Raw genomic sequence first — 13,250 nt, 5'->3', positions numbered from 1 at the left:
TTTTCATCGATAGGATCGTGCCTTTAGGAATTCAATGATCGGCAACAGTGTCAGTCCGATAGCGAACAAGACGATTAATAACAGATTCGCTGATTCATGTAAAAAGTAATCGAGACAGATGAATCCAAAAATCAGGACAATCAGGATTTTGTAGCTGACGAGACCGCTTTCCGTCGTAATCTTTTTGCCGAGTTCATCTTCTGGCACAGGACGCTCGTCTTCTCCTGATCTTGCCCACGTAAAATACGAGAAGAACATGATCAACAGAATCGCCAATTGAACAATCGAGAAGAACGTTACGTTGTTTTCGATGATCATACTGATGACTGTAAGACTCGCAAGTATCACGAGCGTTACTAAAAATAAAACCGTTTTTTTCTTAGACATCCCATTCCTCCTGTTCTGAAATGAACAGATGATCGACTTTTGTCCGTAAGACTTTGGCGATATTAAACGCTAATTGTAAAGTCGGATCATACTTGTTGTTTTCAATCGCATTAATCGTCTGCCGACTGACCTGACAACGATCAGCCAGTTCTTGTTGCGATAATTTTGCCGCTAGACGTCGCTCCTTGATGTGGTTTCTCATGTTCATTCCTCCACGACGTGTCAAATTCTTTTTACATCTCTACTGTAATGAATTTCCATCATCATGTCAAAAACTTTTGACATAAAAATCATTAAAAAGACACGCTCTCATGATCAGAACGTGTCGTATATGATGGCTCAACCTCGTGGTGGAAATGGATCATGTCCGTAGGAATCTTTTTCCCGAATCTGCCCTTCTTTGTTATGAATGACGAGCTCTGTCTTCTGACTTTTCGCAATGCGACGCCCTTCTGCAATCGCTTCTTTCTGTGTAGCGAATCGTTTGGTTGCTCGAGTCGCACCGGCAGCTTTCACTTGATAGCCACCTTTTGGATGCGGCGTGACATGTTGCTCTCGTTTCATCACGTGACCTCCATTTCCTTAATCTATTTCATCTACATGACACTATTTTAAAGTGCGGTTGCCTCTTCACTTGAATTTTCTACTAGCCTCTCGGGAGATGCAGTATACTAAAAGAAACGTTTATTGCCTCGAAAGGAGTTGATATCGTGAATCATTTCGTCTGGCAAGTTCGGTTTTTACGCTTTATCGTCTTCGGTATCATCTTCAGTCTGTTCGGTTTAGCTGGTCTTGGTATCCCACTTGTCTGGCATGGTATCACGAAAAACTTGTTACTCGAGCGACCTGGCTACAGTGTTCTATTGACCGCATACCTTATCTTCATCCCGACTCTTTTGATTTTATTCCATGCGCTCCGCATCCTTCGATATATGTCGATGGCTCCTCCGGCTTTTCCACTCATCACAGCTTCCATTCAATCGATGAAATTGTCTTTTTATATCGTCGCCATTTTAACGGCATGTCTCTTTCCCGTCTTTTTCTATATTGGTCAGATTGACGACGCGCCTGGTCTGATTATCATCGGAATCGGTTTGATTCTTGCTCCGTTGACAATCGGAACGCTACTTGCCTGTATCCAACAATTATTATTACGCTATGTGTTGCCTATGAAATTCTAACGTGAACGACCGAAAAACAAGTTCTCATGATTGTTTTTGTCATTCTAGCCGTTGCTTTTCCTACCTATACACTTTGTTCAATCTCGCTCCTAAGAGCGGGATTTTTTAGTTCGCGTCACATTGATGGCTATCCTGATGTCCCTGTTTCAACAGAATCTTCGATTGGCAACGTAGACATGTCATCAATCGAAATGTGGTTTTTTTTGTGCTGACCGCGTGTCTTCGTAATTCATTTTCATATACATGTCTTGCCTTGATTCGATGATCGACTTCACTTTCCATCTCAATCCCTCTTCCCTCAACTTGTATTTTTTTCTATCTAATATGTGCCCTGAATCATTCTTAATAAATCCTTTTTTAAGAAAAAACGGTTTTTCTTACGACCTTTTATAAAAAAATCGTCAAAAGGTCCTGTTTAATATGTATTTTAACGACCGATAAATGAATTACAGATAGAAAATATGAGTTGAAAGGACGGTTGCATGTGAAAAACACAACCAAGAACCATTCCATCCGAACACGTCTTTTAGTAATGATTAGTTTGATTTTGATTGCCTTTTTTGTTTTTAGTAGTCTGGCCTTATACTTCAATACGAAACAAACTGCAGTCTCAACGCTGAAAGCGACCGCCGAAAAGGACGCGCTTCGCATCAGCAAAACATTCGACACAGTGGCTTATAGCGAATTCCTACAATCGCCTGTCGCGTCCGAGCAGTATGAAACCCTACGGAATCAACTTGATACCTTACGTAAACAAAACGGACTCTTGTATACATACACAGCACGCATCGACCAAAACAAGGTCCGTTTGCTGATTGACGGTCTTCCGAAAAAAGATGCTGCAAAGATTAATGAACCGGCGAGTGGCGCAAAAGTTACTGACATGAAGGACGTATTAAATGGAGGAACACACGCGACGGACATCATTGATGATCCTGTATATGGACAGTATATGAGTGTCTACGTTCCGTTAAAGGATGCGTCCGGTCAAATCATCGGAATTCTTGGCGTCGACATCGCTGCGAAGGAAATCGATGCCCTCACAACAGAATTATTAAAGCAAAACGCACCGATTTTCATTGGACTTCTACTTCTTCTGTTAACGGCCACACTTATCTTGCTTTACATCGTCCTCGGTCGAAAATTACGTCCGCTCGAGACGTTACAGAAAGTCGCCGCCTTGATTGCTGAGGGACGACTGGATCAGGCAAAACAGACGTTGACCGATTTGACGATTGTTTCAAAAGACGAAATCTATGCGCTTGCGATCTCGATTCGTGATATGAACGAGATGCTGCGGACGATGATCGTCGACATCAAACAGACGGCTACCCTCGTCTCGACGACGAGTCAATCGATCGACCAAAGTACGTCGGAAGTACTCGACGGTTCCGAACAAATCGCTCATACGATGTCGGAAATCGCGACCGGGACCGAAAGTCAGACGCAAGTCACGCTTTCGTTGAATGACGAGATGAATCGGTTCGCAGCATTGATCGAGACGACGAATCAGTCTGGTGTCGAAATTCAAGGAACGACGGAGCAGATGGCAACACTGACACGAGTCGGACGGGATCAAATGTCCGCTTCCGTCGAACAGATGCGCCACATTCATCAGCACGTCACGCAGTCTGCTGAACAGATTGATCTACTGAAACAGCAATCATCGGATATCCAAACGCTCGTCGGTATCATCCGCGGTATTTCCGAGCAGACGAATCTACTCGCCCTTAATGCCGCGATTGAAGCGGCACGAGCTGGTGAACAAGGAAAAGGATTCGCTGTCGTCGCGACCGAGGTTAAGAATCTTTCAAGCCACGTCGCTAGCAGTGTCAGTGAGATCGCAACAATCGTCACGTCGATTGAAGCCAGTGCGCAGCAGATGCAGCACAGCTTCAAGACGACGGTCGAAGCAACAGCAGCCGGTGAACAGATCGTGCTCGATACGGATACGACGTTCGAACGGTTGACGGATCAAGTCACGCATGTCTCATCGGCAACAAAACAGATGACGCAACAGATGGAAGACGTCTTGCAAGCAGAACGGTTCATCCGTAATGCCTTGACGGAAATTGCTGCTGTCGCGGAAGAACACACGGCAAGTAACGAAGAAGTTGCCGCTGCATCTGAACAAATGATTGCGACGATCACGACGTTGCATACGCTCGTCGGTGATTTGAACGCACGAACAGAACACTTAGAACAAGAAGCCCGTCGCTTCGAGATTTAATCTTTCATTTGTTCTTTTCTGGTTCTCACTCTATACTGGTGTGAACTTACATATGAAGGAGTCGAACCAGATGTCCCATTATGATGTCATCATCGTCGGTGCCGGATCCATGGGGATGGCAGCCGGTTACTATCTCTCACGAACCGATCAAAACATCTTATTATTAGATGCTCACAATCCACCGCATGATCAAGCGAGCCACCACGGCGAGACCCGGATCATTCGCCATGCCTACGGGGAAGGTGAAGCCTACGTACCGCTCGCCTTAGCCGCGCAACGCTTATGGTATGAGTTAGAACAGATTAGCGGTCGGAGCCTGTTTCTGAATACCGGAGTCTTAAACGCTGGTCACCGCTCGTCCCATGCGATGCAGACGATCATTAGGAGTGCAGCGCAATACGATCTACCGCTTGAGGTCCTGACGGCTGACGAAATGAGAACGCGCTGGTCCGGCTTAACGATGCCCGACGAGTATATCGGTTGTTTTGAACCGACGTCCGGTGTGTTGAAGTGCGAGGATTGTATTGAAGCATACCGCGATCTTGCTGTCGCGAACGGTGTCGACATCCGGACGAATGCGAAAGTGACGACGCTTACCGCCCACGCCACTGGCGTTGACGTAACCGTCGGAACAGATACCTATTCAGCTGATGCATTGATTGTCGCAGCCGGTGCCTGGTCTGGTCCATTGCTCGAACAAACTGGACTCGCCTTACCGCTACGCCCGGTCCGCAAGACGTTCGCCTGGTTCGAAGCAATGGAAGAGGTATTCAATGACGCGGTGTTCCCTGCCTTTGCCTTTGATACACCCGCCGGTTATTATTACGGTTTTCCAAGTATCGCTCAAGCCGGTCTAAAAATCGGACGCCACGACGGTGGCATTCCCGTTGATCCGAATCAACCACGCCGTCCTTTCGGTCAAGAGACGGGTGATCTGGCTGATTTACAACAGTTCACGAAAACGTTCATTCCCTCGATCGATACTTTAACTCACGGCAAAACGTGTCTTTATACGATGACGCCAGACGAGGACTTCATCATCGATTTGCATCCAGACTATCCGCACATCGCGATCGCCGCCGGCTTCTCCGGTCACGGGTTCAAGTTCAGTAGCTTTGTCGGAAAAGTACTCAGTGAATTGATCATGCAACGATCGACGACTGAACCGATCAGACCTTTCGCGATTAAGCGTTTTGCGAAATAAAGCATATGAAACGATAAAGACCGGCAACGAAAATTCGTTGTCGGTCTTCTTTATCAACGGTATGATGTCACACCGATTCATTTGATTCTTGCTGATTTTTTGAAGCTAGCTTTTCACGCTGTTTTTTCTCATCTTCATTCCACCAGCCGTGGATAAGTAGTACTAGTCCAAGGATCAATGCACTCATCGGGAAATATGTTAAGTAATACTCACCAAGGTTTTCTCCTAGAAATTCTGGAGATAATTCAATATACGCTCGGAAAATCTGGACGACGAAGAATAAGAAAAAGCTTGTAATGAGTGCATATGTACCGTAGCGATAACTTGTATTTTTCATATGAAGGCTCCTTTCTAAAACATACTCTAATCTAAATCATTCAAGGAATACATCAAATTCCCTCTTTTTACATTATCATTTTTAAGAATGTTTCCAAAAGCATGATAAGATAGTTTTAGAATCGATTGAACGAAGGAGTGAAACACGTCGTGAACTTTAACTTATTCAAAAATCATGTCCGGTTTAAGATTGCACTCGAATTGATTGATCGCGAAGACGGCTTATCAATCATGCAACTGAATCAACGTTTAACGGATGTACCGCAGTCTACTTTGTACCGGCAAGTTAATGCGATGATGGACGATCAGTTGTTGAAAATCGTCGCCGTCCAGCGCGTCGGAAAAGTCGAGGAAAAAATCTATGCCCTGAACACGAGCGGTTATCAAATCAGCGAAGCAGACTGGAACAGTGCGACGTACGATGAAAAAGTGAACTTCGTCTCGTTCTACTTCATGTATGTCTTGCAGCAGTACCAGACGTACTTCGAACAGACCGTTCAAACGCATGGTCAGGACCACTCGACGTTTTCGATCGCGAAATTGCACCTGACGGATGAAACCTTCAATGATTTTCAACAGGACATGCGGACACTGCTCGAAAAATATCATCACCTAGAGACAGAAGACCAGGCAACTGAACGGACCGTCTCACTCGTCATCTTGCCCTAAACACGCTCCGTTTCTAGAAGCGTATTTTCACCAAACTGAAACGAGACAACATTGCGAGGGAGAGAAAATAGACCCCATGAAACGGATCAAAGAAAATCTTGATGCAATTGTGCTGGATACGTTGAACGTAAAAGCAGAACAGATTCTAAAGATTGGTGAAGGAGCTTGGCACACTGTATATAAGTTAAAGAGAGTAGATGATCAAGACCTTGTGATTCGCATAAAAAAGAATGAAGCTTATGGGGAGTTGCAACAGATTGATAAACAAGAGCTGACTACAGAGTATGAGTCTACGAAAGCTTACTATTTACATGCCAATACAAGTGACCAAAATGTCTGTCCTGACTTTTATCAGTATTTTATTGAAGATGACACAGTATTTACAGTAGAAACGTTCATGGGTCGTGGAACGGATTTATTGTTACTCGATCAGAATAAAGCCCATTCTTACGGTAAGAAATTAGGGAGAATTTATCACAATATACACAACCAGAAAACCTCTATTGCAGGTTTCGGGGAATTGAACTGGCAAGGGAAAACTTTACAAGGTAGTGATTTAAGAAACAAGGATAAATTATGGCAGGAAGAAAATGAACATGTCTTAACCGCCTTAAATGCTCTCATTCACTCTAGTCTTTGCTTTGATAAAGAAAAAGTCGGTAAACATATTCATGCTTTAATTGAAAATAGACGAACTCAGGTTCAAAACATCTCGCTCGTGAATCAAGATGTAACACCAGAAAATTTAATTTTAAGTGATAAACACATTGCAATCATTGATCCGTTTCCAAGATTGGATTTTGATTTGAAATATGCAGCTTACTTTGTTTTTTGTTACAAATTTTTATTACCAGCCTTTTCAAATGCACCACGATACATAAAGCAAGCGTATCAAGAAAAAAGTAATATTCTAAATAACATAGCTGATGGATTTATAAGCGGATATTGCTTTAACGTGGTTGGAGACGAACGCACCACGCAAACTCGACGATTACTGGATGAGTATACATTATGGATATTGCAAGAAGCGTATGAGCACTTCGACATTCTAAATCAGCCTCATCTCACTCATAAAACAACGCAACAGATGGGAAATCGAGAAATGATCACTGCTCGGTTACATCTATGCCTCGAAGAATTAGAAAAATGGTGTACGGAATCAGAGTAGAGGCTGACGTAAACTTTAGTCTCTACAAAGATAAAAAGAATGATGCTTTACACGCCACTCCTACAGGAAAAGCGCATTTATGCGCTGTCAGAGACAAACAAGACCCGCTTTCCTGCTTGAATGAAGCAGGAAAACTGGCTTGTGTCTCGCCTGAGGAAAGGGCGTGAGGAAGCGAATCATTCTTTTTTGAGTCAGCCTCTTTATGTATCGTGTTTAGTTTCGTTAAACGGAAACGAGAAATGATGTATCCAGTGACTCACTTTCAATCACGATCGCTGTTAAACCCGTATCCGTCTTCGTTTCGTGCCATTCTCCTTGATCCCAAAATACGGCTTCCCCACATTGAACTTTTATGTAGTCATCCGTTTCCCCTCTTACAAAGCCCTCACCCTCTACAATTAATAGAAGTTGAGGCACGACAGCCTGGTGATAACCGACCACGCCATCCTTCTCTAAATGGATGCATCCGATGTGCGTCACTTTTTCAGTTTGCATGATTCGCGACATCACAAAGTTCGAATCAAATTTCGTGATCTTCTTACCAACCTCTTTTTTGAATTGATAAATCTGCATATAAGCCTCCTTAAAATCATGATTCGTTTGATAGTTCGTCTTTCATTTAAACTATTTGATTCAAATCTCATTTGGAAAATTTTGATAAGAGAAGTTTATCATAGCTCTAACTGATTGAGAACTAACGATGATTCGTCCATGGCATTGACTTTTCTATTTTCATTATTGATAATGGTAATAGAAAAGGAGGGTTTTTCATGAACACAGATTTCTCTGCCTTATCACACATCGACTGGGAACGATTCCTGCCCCTATTATTGATTTACATCTCCATCAACCTGATTCTACTCAGCTGCGCCTGTATCGATTGGTTCAGACGGAAGGACCGGATCGCGACACCGACTACTTGGTTATTGATTATTCTCCTCGTCCAGCCGATTGGCTCGATTCTCTACTTCGTCCTCGGAAGGAGGATGACAGCATGATTCAGATTTCTCATCTCCAGCTTTCACTTCAACGACGTCTTATCCTAGACGATATTTCCTTTACGATTCACGAACATGAATGCCTTGGACTGATTGGTCCGAATGGTGCCGGAAAGACGACACTCCTGAAATGTCTTAGCGGCATGATCGAGAGTGACCGTGGTTCCATCACGATGTCTTCGCGCTCCATACGTCAACACCAGCAATCGATCGGCTACTTATCACAACAGACCGACTTTAAGCCTTGGATGACGTGCGAACAATCATTACGTTTTTTCGGTCGCTTGTCAGGTCTCGATCGCGCAACGTTAAATAAGCGGATTCCAGCCGTTCTACATGAAGTTGGACTCCACGACCAACAAACAGAAGTCATCGAACGCCTGTCCGGCGGCATGCGCCAACGTCTCGGAATCGCCCAAGCTATCTTACATGAACCGACATTTTTGATTCTTGACGAACCGGCTTCCGCCCTAGATCCGAGTGGTCGACATGATATCAATCAATTGATTCTCCGCTTAAAGAAACGGATGACGATCATCGTCTCAACGCACTTGTTAGAAGACGCAAAGACGTGTTGCGACCGCTTCCTCGTCATTAAACATGGAAAATTGTTAGGTCCACTCGACAATCAACGCAACGTGGATCAATACCGGATTCAAGTCGAGACGCTTACAGCTGCCCCGTCTTTTTCTGCGACACGATTTCCACGAGTCGAGATTGATCGAATCAACCCGTGCTGCTATCAGTTCTCCGCACAGCAGCCGCTTGACCTCTCACAGTTAGCGACCACCTTGATTCAGCTAGGATGGTCGATTGCTTCGATTGCCTATCAACCGATTGGACTCGAGGAACGGTTCCTCGACATGGTGGCAGACGTATGAGGACCTTTTATACACTGACATGGACCGAGTGGTTGGAAGCATGGAAAGAATGGAAAATCGTCTGGTTACCGCTGTTGTTCATTGCCCTCGGGGTGACACAACCGTTGCTGTTGATGTACATGGATGTCTTGCTCGCACACGTCGGAAACGCAGACGGAATCATCGTCGATCCGAATCGTCCTACTCCGCAACCGCTTGACGTCTTCAGCGCAACGATTCACGGACAGTTCAATCAGCTCGGCTTGATTGTCCTGATCATGAGCTTCATGGGACTGCTCGCATTAGACCGACAAACTGGCATGCAGGATTTCATTCTGACGCGCCCTGTCTCCCGGAATGTTTATCTGCTGTCGAAATGGTTCAGTCACGGGATGATCAGTCTATTTGGGATTTTGATTGGCGCACTCACGTCCTATTGTCTGACCGTCTATTGGTTCGGATCCCTTTCGCCGATGCTTGCGCTACGTATCATCCTCGATTTTAGTCTTTGGATGTTATTCGTCGTCAGTCTGACACTACTGATCAGCACCTTTTTGCGACGCGCTGTTCCGATCGGCATCCTGTCGCTCGTCGTTTCCTTACTACTTGTTGCACTTCCTTCGCTAATGCCAGACATTCTATTCTTTATGCCTGGTGCGCTACTGTCGCTTCCATCGCACACGTCGTTTTTTTCTTCGTCCCATCTAATCGGTGTCGCTTCTTGTCTCGTTTGGATTGCCCTAACACTTGGCTGGTCTGGTCTTCGGTTTCGAAAAACGTCTTACTAATCCGACTCTACAACAAAAAAGGATAACGGGGCCGTTCAGCAGTCCGTTATCCTTTGTTTGATTGTGTCTTTCGAATCGTTCGTTGCCTTGGATGCACGGCAAGCTTTGCTTGGCGCATCCGTTCAACGGCAGAATCCGTCGCAGCATCAAATGCAACTAGACTCGGGTAATGCCCGACGAGGCGTCCTTGCTCTAAGATCGCGAAGCTGTCGCAAAGTTGCTCGGCAGCTTTAATGTCATGCGTGATAAAGACATATGTTAGACCATGTAGCCGTTTCAAGTCAGCTAGCAATGCAAGAATCAATCGTTTGTTGACCATGTCGAGGCTACTGACTGCTTCGTCTAACACGATCAGACGTGGTTCAGCAGCAATCGCTCGCGCGATCGCGATTCGCTGGAGTTGCCCGCCACTGAACTGCGCCGGATATTTCGTCAGATCCGTCGCCTTGAGCCCGACTTGTTCAATTAGCGTGACGAGACGCTGTTGCCGTGCTTCACCCTTTAAACGAATGAAATTATCAAGCGGTTCGGCGATGATATCGGCAGCCGTAAGCTTCGGATTGACCGCAGCGAAGGAATCCTGGAAGACGACTTGGACGTCACCTTGAAATGGTCGTTTTGTCGCGTGGCGATCGACACCATTGAACCAAATCGTTCCGGTCGTTGGACGTTCGAGCCCAAGCAACAATCGTCCGAGCGTACTTTTGCCGGCACCACTCGACCCAAGTAGTCCGAGACAACGTCCCGCTTCAAGCGTCAACGACACATCATGTAAGACGGTCTGTGCAGGTCGAAATCGACGTTTATAGACGTGTGAGACTTGATCGATCTGTAATAAACTCATCCGAACGCCTCCCTTCCTAGATGCTGTGCGAGAAGGGAATGTGTGTACGGATGTTGCGGTCGATCAAACAAATCAAAGACATCTGCTTGCTCAACGATCCGTCCTTGCTGCATGACGAGGACATCGTCTGCAAGTTCAGCGATCACACCGAGATCATGTGAGATGAGCAAGATTGCCATTCCGTAAGTCGCCCGCATCCGTTCGAGTAATTCAAGAACCGTCTTTTGATTAAAGACATCGAGTGCCGTCGTCGGTTCATCGGCAATCAAGACGCTTGGGCGCAGGGCAACAGCTAAGGCGATCATGATCCGTTGCAACATTCCGCCACTCAGTTCGAATGGATAAGCTTTGAGCAACCGGGCGGCGTCCGTCAGATTGACTTCTTCGAGTGCCGTCATCGCTTGTTGTTTTGCTTCACGTTTTGAACAACGTGTATGGGTCTGAATCGTCTCGATCATCTGGTGCCCGATCGAGTAGACCGGTGTGAAGGCACTCATCGGATTTTGCATGATGAACGCAATCTCACCGCCCCGAATCGTTCGCACAGCGCGTTCTGATAAGGATTGAATTGATGTTCCGTTCAGTCGAATATCGCCGGTGACGTCTGTTGTCTGTGGATTAAGCAGACGCATTAAAGCGAGACTCGTCACCGTTTTCCCACAGCCACTCTCTCCGACAAGACCAAGAATCTGTCCAGCTTGAATTGAGAACGTCACCCCTTCGATCAATGTTACTTGTTGTTTCGTACGGACGGTCAGACCGTCGACAGCTAAGATCGGTTCGATACGGGCACCTCCTCTCATTTCATCGTTTTTGATACACCGAATCGTTCTGCTAACTGTTCTCCTACTAGGTTAAAGCTGATGATGACGAGCATGATCGCAAGTCCCGGATAAATCATCAATTCCGGATTCGTCCGGATGTACGATTTTCCTTCGTGAATCATCGCTCCCCACTCGGCAGTTGGTGACTGAACACCAAGCCCGAGGAACGACATCGCCGAGATATCCATGATCGCCCAGCCCATCTCAAGCGTTCCGATGACGAGCAGCGGTGGTAAGATGTTCGGCAGGATATGCGTCCGGATGATTTTCCACGAAGACGAACCGTTGACGCGAGCAGCGGCGATGAACGCTTCCGTCTTCAGCGTCATGACCATTCCGCGGAACATCCGCGCGTAGTAGACCCACTGGACGAGCATCAAGGCGATGATGACTTGCTTGAGTCCTGGACCGAAAATACCGACGAGCCCGAGGACGAGAATCAGACTCGGAAATGCCATCACACCATCACACAGACGCATCAAGAGCTGATCGACCCAACCACCGCGATAACCGGCCAGTGTTCCGACGAACAGTCCAATCGCAAGTGAGGCGACGAAGATCAACACGGCACAGCCGAGTGAAATCCGCGCACCGTAAATCAAGCGCGATAAGAGACAGCGTCCGAGTTGGTCGGTTCCGAGCGGATAGGCTGACGACGGCCCATGGAGCTTTTGCGTCAAGTCGACGAGATTCGGATCATGCGGCGCGATCCATGGCGCAAACAACGCAAGGCCAGCCATCCCGATTAAGACGAGGGCACAGAGATAAAGAAGCGGCGTATACCGCGACCGGATCATTGTTGCTGGAAGTGGAGTATTCATACCGTCCCTCCTTTTTTCGCTAGTCGTGGATCGAGCACGGCTTGAATGATGTCGACGAGCAAACTGCTTCCGATGAAGACGAGTGCCGCGAGAAAGACGTAGCCTTGGATGACCGGCATATCCCGGTCAAAGATTGCTTCAATGAAGTAGCGACCGAAGCCTGGCCACGAGAAGACGGTCTCGACGATGATCGTTCCCGTCAGCAACTTCCCGAGGTTCATCCCAAGACCCGTGATCATCGGTGGAATCGCCATCCGGAGAACGTGTTTCCCAAGAACCCGTCCTTCCTTTAAGCCACGTGTCCGGGCAAACAAGACGTACGGTTCATTCAATGCTTCAATCACACTGCCACGGAGCAATCGTGTATACAGGGCAATCAACGGAAAGGCGAGTGTCAATGCCGGTAAGATCAAGTGCATCACACTTCCCGTCCCACCGACCGGAAACCAATCCAACTGGACAGCAAAGAAGAAGATAAATAGATACCCGAGCCAAAACGACGGAATCGAAGCCCCGATGAAGGCGATTGCCCGACTGAGATGATCGAAGAATCCATTCTTCTTGATCCCGGCAAGAAACCCGAGCGGGAGACTGATGACGAGTGCGAGCAGTAGACTCGTCACTGCCAGCTCGACCGTTGGCGGTAAGCGGAGCAAGACATCTTCAAGGACCGGTTTGCCGGAAAGATACGATGTGCCGAAATCGAGCTGCGCCAAGCGGATGACGGCATCAAAGTATTGTTTGTAGAACGGTTGATCGAGTCCGAATTCTGCTCGTTTGGCAGCGAGTAGTTCATCCGTCGGTTGGATATGGGCAGCGGATAGATAGGCCTGTGCCGGATCAACTGGTGACAAATGAATCAACCCTGTCAGAATCAAGACAGCAAGTAACAAGATCGGGATGACGGATAATATGCGTTTGACGAGGAAGACCCCCATGT

General features: G+C 46.6%; 17 protein-coding genes. 8 read left to right on the top strand and 9 right to left on the bottom strand.

The genetic code is table 11. The features are described 5' to 3' along the window. Nucleotides 1-3: 3 nt before the first annotated feature. The 3 genes from AC3B4V_RS03220 to AC3B4V_RS03210 all read right to left on the bottom strand — a co-directional run bounded on the left by AC3B4V_RS03220 (nucleotide 4) and on the right by AC3B4V_RS03210 (nucleotide 951). Entirely contained in the window at nucleotides 4-387 is a 384-nt protein-coding gene (locus tag AC3B4V_RS03220; protein WP_488377732.1) for a hypothetical protein, read from the bottom strand. Next, nucleotides 380-589: a helix-turn-helix transcriptional regulator gene (locus AC3B4V_RS03215; RefSeq protein WP_058705222.1), complete on the bottom strand. Its 210-nt coding sequence runs from the start codon at nucleotides 587-589 to the stop codon at nucleotides 380-382. The genes AC3B4V_RS03220 and AC3B4V_RS03215 overlap by 8 nt, the downstream gene beginning before the upstream one ends. 137 nt (nucleotides 590-726) lie before the next feature. Then, nucleotides 727-951: a DUF2188 domain-containing protein gene (locus AC3B4V_RS03210; RefSeq protein ID WP_029341445.1), complete on the bottom strand. Its 225-nt coding sequence runs from the start codon at nucleotides 949-951 to the stop codon at nucleotides 727-729. 146 nt (nucleotides 952-1,097) lie between these two features. Between AC3B4V_RS03210 and AC3B4V_RS03205 the strand changes: the two genes are divergently transcribed. The 3 genes from AC3B4V_RS03205 (at nucleotide 1,098) to solA (ending at nucleotide 5,002) form a co-directional block, all read left to right on the top strand. Next, entirely contained in the window at nucleotides 1,098-1,568 is a 471-nt protein-coding gene (locus tag AC3B4V_RS03205) for a DUF2975 domain-containing protein (RefSeq protein WP_350468915.1), read from the top strand. Nucleotides 1,569-2,100: 532 nt separating this feature from the next. Continuing rightward, nucleotides 2,101-3,798 carry a methyl-accepting chemotaxis protein gene (locus AC3B4V_RS03200; RefSeq protein WP_488377731.1) on the top strand — a complete coding sequence of 566 codons (1,698 nt, stop codon included), beginning with the start codon at nucleotides 2,101-2,103 and terminating at the stop codon, nucleotides 3,796-3,798. A 70-nt stretch (nucleotides 3,799-3,868) separates the two neighbouring features. Next, on the top strand, nucleotides 3,869-5,002 hold the full coding sequence (gene solA, locus AC3B4V_RS03195) for an N-methyl-L-tryptophan oxidase (protein ID WP_488377730.1): 1,134 nt from the start codon (nucleotides 3,869-3,871) through the stop codon (nucleotides 5,000-5,002). A gap of 67 nt (nucleotides 5,003-5,069) precedes the next feature. Here the strand turns inward: solA and AC3B4V_RS03190 are convergent, their stop codons facing one another. Continuing rightward, on the bottom strand, nucleotides 5,070-5,339 hold the full coding sequence (locus tag AC3B4V_RS03190; protein WP_488377729.1) for a hypothetical protein: 270 nt from the start codon (nucleotides 5,337-5,339) through the stop codon (nucleotides 5,070-5,072). A gap of 149 nt (nucleotides 5,340-5,488) precedes the next feature. On the opposite strand from AC3B4V_RS03190, the gene AC3B4V_RS03185 reads away from it, so the two are divergent. Together AC3B4V_RS03185 and AC3B4V_RS03180 are read left to right on the top strand one after the other, a co-directional pair. Beyond that, nucleotides 5,489-6,007 carry a transcriptional regulator gene (locus AC3B4V_RS03185; protein WP_214804666.1) on the top strand — a complete coding sequence of 173 codons (519 nt, stop codon included), beginning with the start codon at nucleotides 5,489-5,491 and terminating at the stop codon, nucleotides 6,005-6,007. Between the two features lie 76 nt (nucleotides 6,008-6,083). After that, a complete protein-coding gene (locus AC3B4V_RS03180) occupies nucleotides 6,084-7,175 on the top strand; it encodes a hypothetical protein (protein ID WP_488377728.1) in 1,092 nt (363 codons plus the stop codon). 222 nt (nucleotides 7,176-7,397) lie between these two features. Here AC3B4V_RS03180 and AC3B4V_RS03175 read toward each other — a convergent pair whose 3' ends face one another. Beyond that, complete coding sequence (locus AC3B4V_RS03175) at nucleotides 7,398-7,748, bottom strand: cupin (protein WP_488377727.1); 351 nt, start codon at nucleotides 7,746-7,748, stop codon at nucleotides 7,398-7,400. A gap of 197 nt (nucleotides 7,749-7,945) precedes the next feature. Here AC3B4V_RS03175 and AC3B4V_RS03170 point away from each other — a divergent pair, with 197 nt between their 5' ends. The 3 genes from AC3B4V_RS03170 to AC3B4V_RS03160 are packed head-to-tail and all read left to right on the top strand — an operon-like array spanning nucleotide 7,946 to nucleotide 9,821. After that, the gene (locus tag AC3B4V_RS03170; RefSeq protein ID WP_056060843.1) at nucleotides 7,946-8,173 is read left to right on the top strand and encodes a PLDc N-terminal domain-containing protein; all 228 of its coding nucleotides are present in this window, start codon (nucleotides 7,946-7,948) and stop codon (nucleotides 8,171-8,173) included. Next, nucleotides 8,170-9,054 carry an ABC transporter ATP-binding protein gene (locus tag AC3B4V_RS03165; RefSeq protein ID WP_488377726.1) on the top strand — a complete coding sequence of 295 codons (885 nt, stop codon included), beginning with the start codon at nucleotides 8,170-8,172 and terminating at the stop codon, nucleotides 9,052-9,054. Before AC3B4V_RS03170 ends, AC3B4V_RS03165 begins: the two co-directional genes overlap by 4 nt. Then, nucleotides 9,051-9,821 carry an ABC transporter permease gene (locus AC3B4V_RS03160; protein WP_488377725.1) on the top strand — a complete coding sequence of 257 codons (771 nt, stop codon included), beginning with the start codon at nucleotides 9,051-9,053 and terminating at the stop codon, nucleotides 9,819-9,821. Before AC3B4V_RS03165 ends, AC3B4V_RS03160 begins: the two co-directional genes overlap by 4 nt. Before the next feature lie 46 nt (nucleotides 9,822-9,867). Here AC3B4V_RS03160 and AC3B4V_RS03155 read toward each other — a convergent pair whose 3' ends face one another. Genes AC3B4V_RS03155 through nikB form a run of 4 tightly spaced genes read right to left on the bottom strand, consistent with a single transcriptional unit; the run spans nucleotide 9,868 to nucleotide 13,248 of the window. Further along, nucleotides 9,868-10,665 carry an ATP-binding cassette domain-containing protein gene (locus tag AC3B4V_RS03155; protein WP_488377724.1) on the bottom strand — a complete coding sequence of 266 codons (798 nt, stop codon included), beginning with the start codon at nucleotides 10,663-10,665 and terminating at the stop codon, nucleotides 9,868-9,870. Further along, complete coding sequence (locus tag AC3B4V_RS03150; RefSeq protein ID WP_488377723.1) at nucleotides 10,662-11,468, bottom strand: ABC transporter ATP-binding protein; 807 nt, start codon at nucleotides 11,466-11,468, stop codon at nucleotides 10,662-10,664. Before AC3B4V_RS03150 ends, AC3B4V_RS03155 begins: the two co-directional genes overlap by 4 nt. Beyond that, nucleotides 11,465-12,310, bottom strand: a complete 846-nt coding sequence (nikC, locus tag AC3B4V_RS03145) for a nickel ABC transporter permease subunit NikC (RefSeq protein ID WP_488377722.1) — start codon at nucleotides 12,308-12,310, stop codon at nucleotides 11,465-11,467. The genes AC3B4V_RS03150 and nikC overlap by 4 nt, the downstream gene beginning before the upstream one ends. Beyond that, the gene (gene nikB / locus AC3B4V_RS03140) at nucleotides 12,307-13,248 is read right to left on the bottom strand and encodes a nickel ABC transporter permease (RefSeq protein WP_488377721.1); all 942 of its coding nucleotides are present in this window, start codon (nucleotides 13,246-13,248) and stop codon (nucleotides 12,307-12,309) included. The genes nikC and nikB overlap by 4 nt, the downstream gene beginning before the upstream one ends. Between the last annotated feature and the right edge of the window lie 2 nt (nucleotides 13,249-13,250).

The organism is Exiguobacterium sp. E17S, assembly GCF_057772545.1.
Note: the sequence above shows the minus strand (reverse complement) of the source record. Positions and strands in the feature narration are given on the sequence as shown.

Excerpts from the sequence above, each read along its gene's own strand:
- AC3B4V_RS03190 (WP_488377729.1), bottom strand. The coding sequence starts at position 5,339 with ATGAAAAATACAAGTTATCGCTACGGTACATATGCACTCATTACAAGC.
- AC3B4V_RS03200 (WP_488377731.1), top strand. The coding sequence starts at position 2,101 with ATGATTAGTTTGATTTTGATTGCCTTTTTTGTTTTTAGTAGTCTGGCC.
- AC3B4V_RS03170 (WP_056060843.1), top strand. The coding sequence starts at position 7,946 with ATGAACACAGATTTCTCTGCCTTATCACACATCGACTGGGAACGATTC.
- AC3B4V_RS03180 (WP_488377728.1), top strand. The coding sequence starts at position 6,084 with ATGAAACGGATCAAAGAAAATCTTGATGCAATTGTGCTGGATACGTTG.
- solA (WP_488377730.1), top strand. The coding sequence starts at position 3,869 with ATGTCCCATTATGATGTCATCATCGTCGGTGCCGGATCCATGGGGATG.
- nikB (WP_488377721.1), bottom strand. The coding sequence starts at position 13,248 with ATGGGGGTCTTCCTCGTCAAACGCATATTATCCGTCATCCCGATCTTG.
- AC3B4V_RS03220 (WP_488377732.1), bottom strand. The coding sequence starts at position 387 with ATGTCTAAGAAAAAAACGGTTTTATTTTTAGTAACGCTCGTGATACTT.
- AC3B4V_RS03210 (WP_029341445.1), bottom strand. The coding sequence starts at position 951 with ATGAAACGAGAGCAACATGTCACGCCGCATCCAAAAGGTGGCTATCAA.
- AC3B4V_RS03215 (WP_058705222.1), bottom strand. The coding sequence starts at position 589 with ATGAGAAACCACATCAAGGAGCGACGTCTAGCGGCAAAATTATCGCAA.
- AC3B4V_RS03175 (WP_488377727.1), bottom strand. The coding sequence starts at position 7,748 with ATGCAGATTTATCAATTCAAAAAAGAGGTTGGTAAGAAGATCACGAAA.
- nikC (WP_488377722.1), bottom strand. The coding sequence starts at position 12,310 with ATGAATACTCCACTTCCAGCAACAATGATCCGGTCGCGGTATACGCCG.
- AC3B4V_RS03160 (WP_488377725.1), top strand. The coding sequence starts at position 9,051 with ATGAGGACCTTTTATACACTGACATGGACCGAGTGGTTGGAAGCATGG.
- AC3B4V_RS03165 (WP_488377726.1), top strand. The coding sequence starts at position 8,170 with ATGATTCAGATTTCTCATCTCCAGCTTTCACTTCAACGACGTCTTATC.
- AC3B4V_RS03155 (WP_488377724.1), bottom strand. The coding sequence starts at position 10,665 with ATGAGTTTATTACAGATCGATCAAGTCTCACACGTCTATAAACGTCGA.
- AC3B4V_RS03150 (WP_488377723.1), bottom strand. The coding sequence starts at position 11,468 with ATGAGAGGAGGTGCCCGTATCGAACCGATCTTAGCTGTCGACGGTCTG.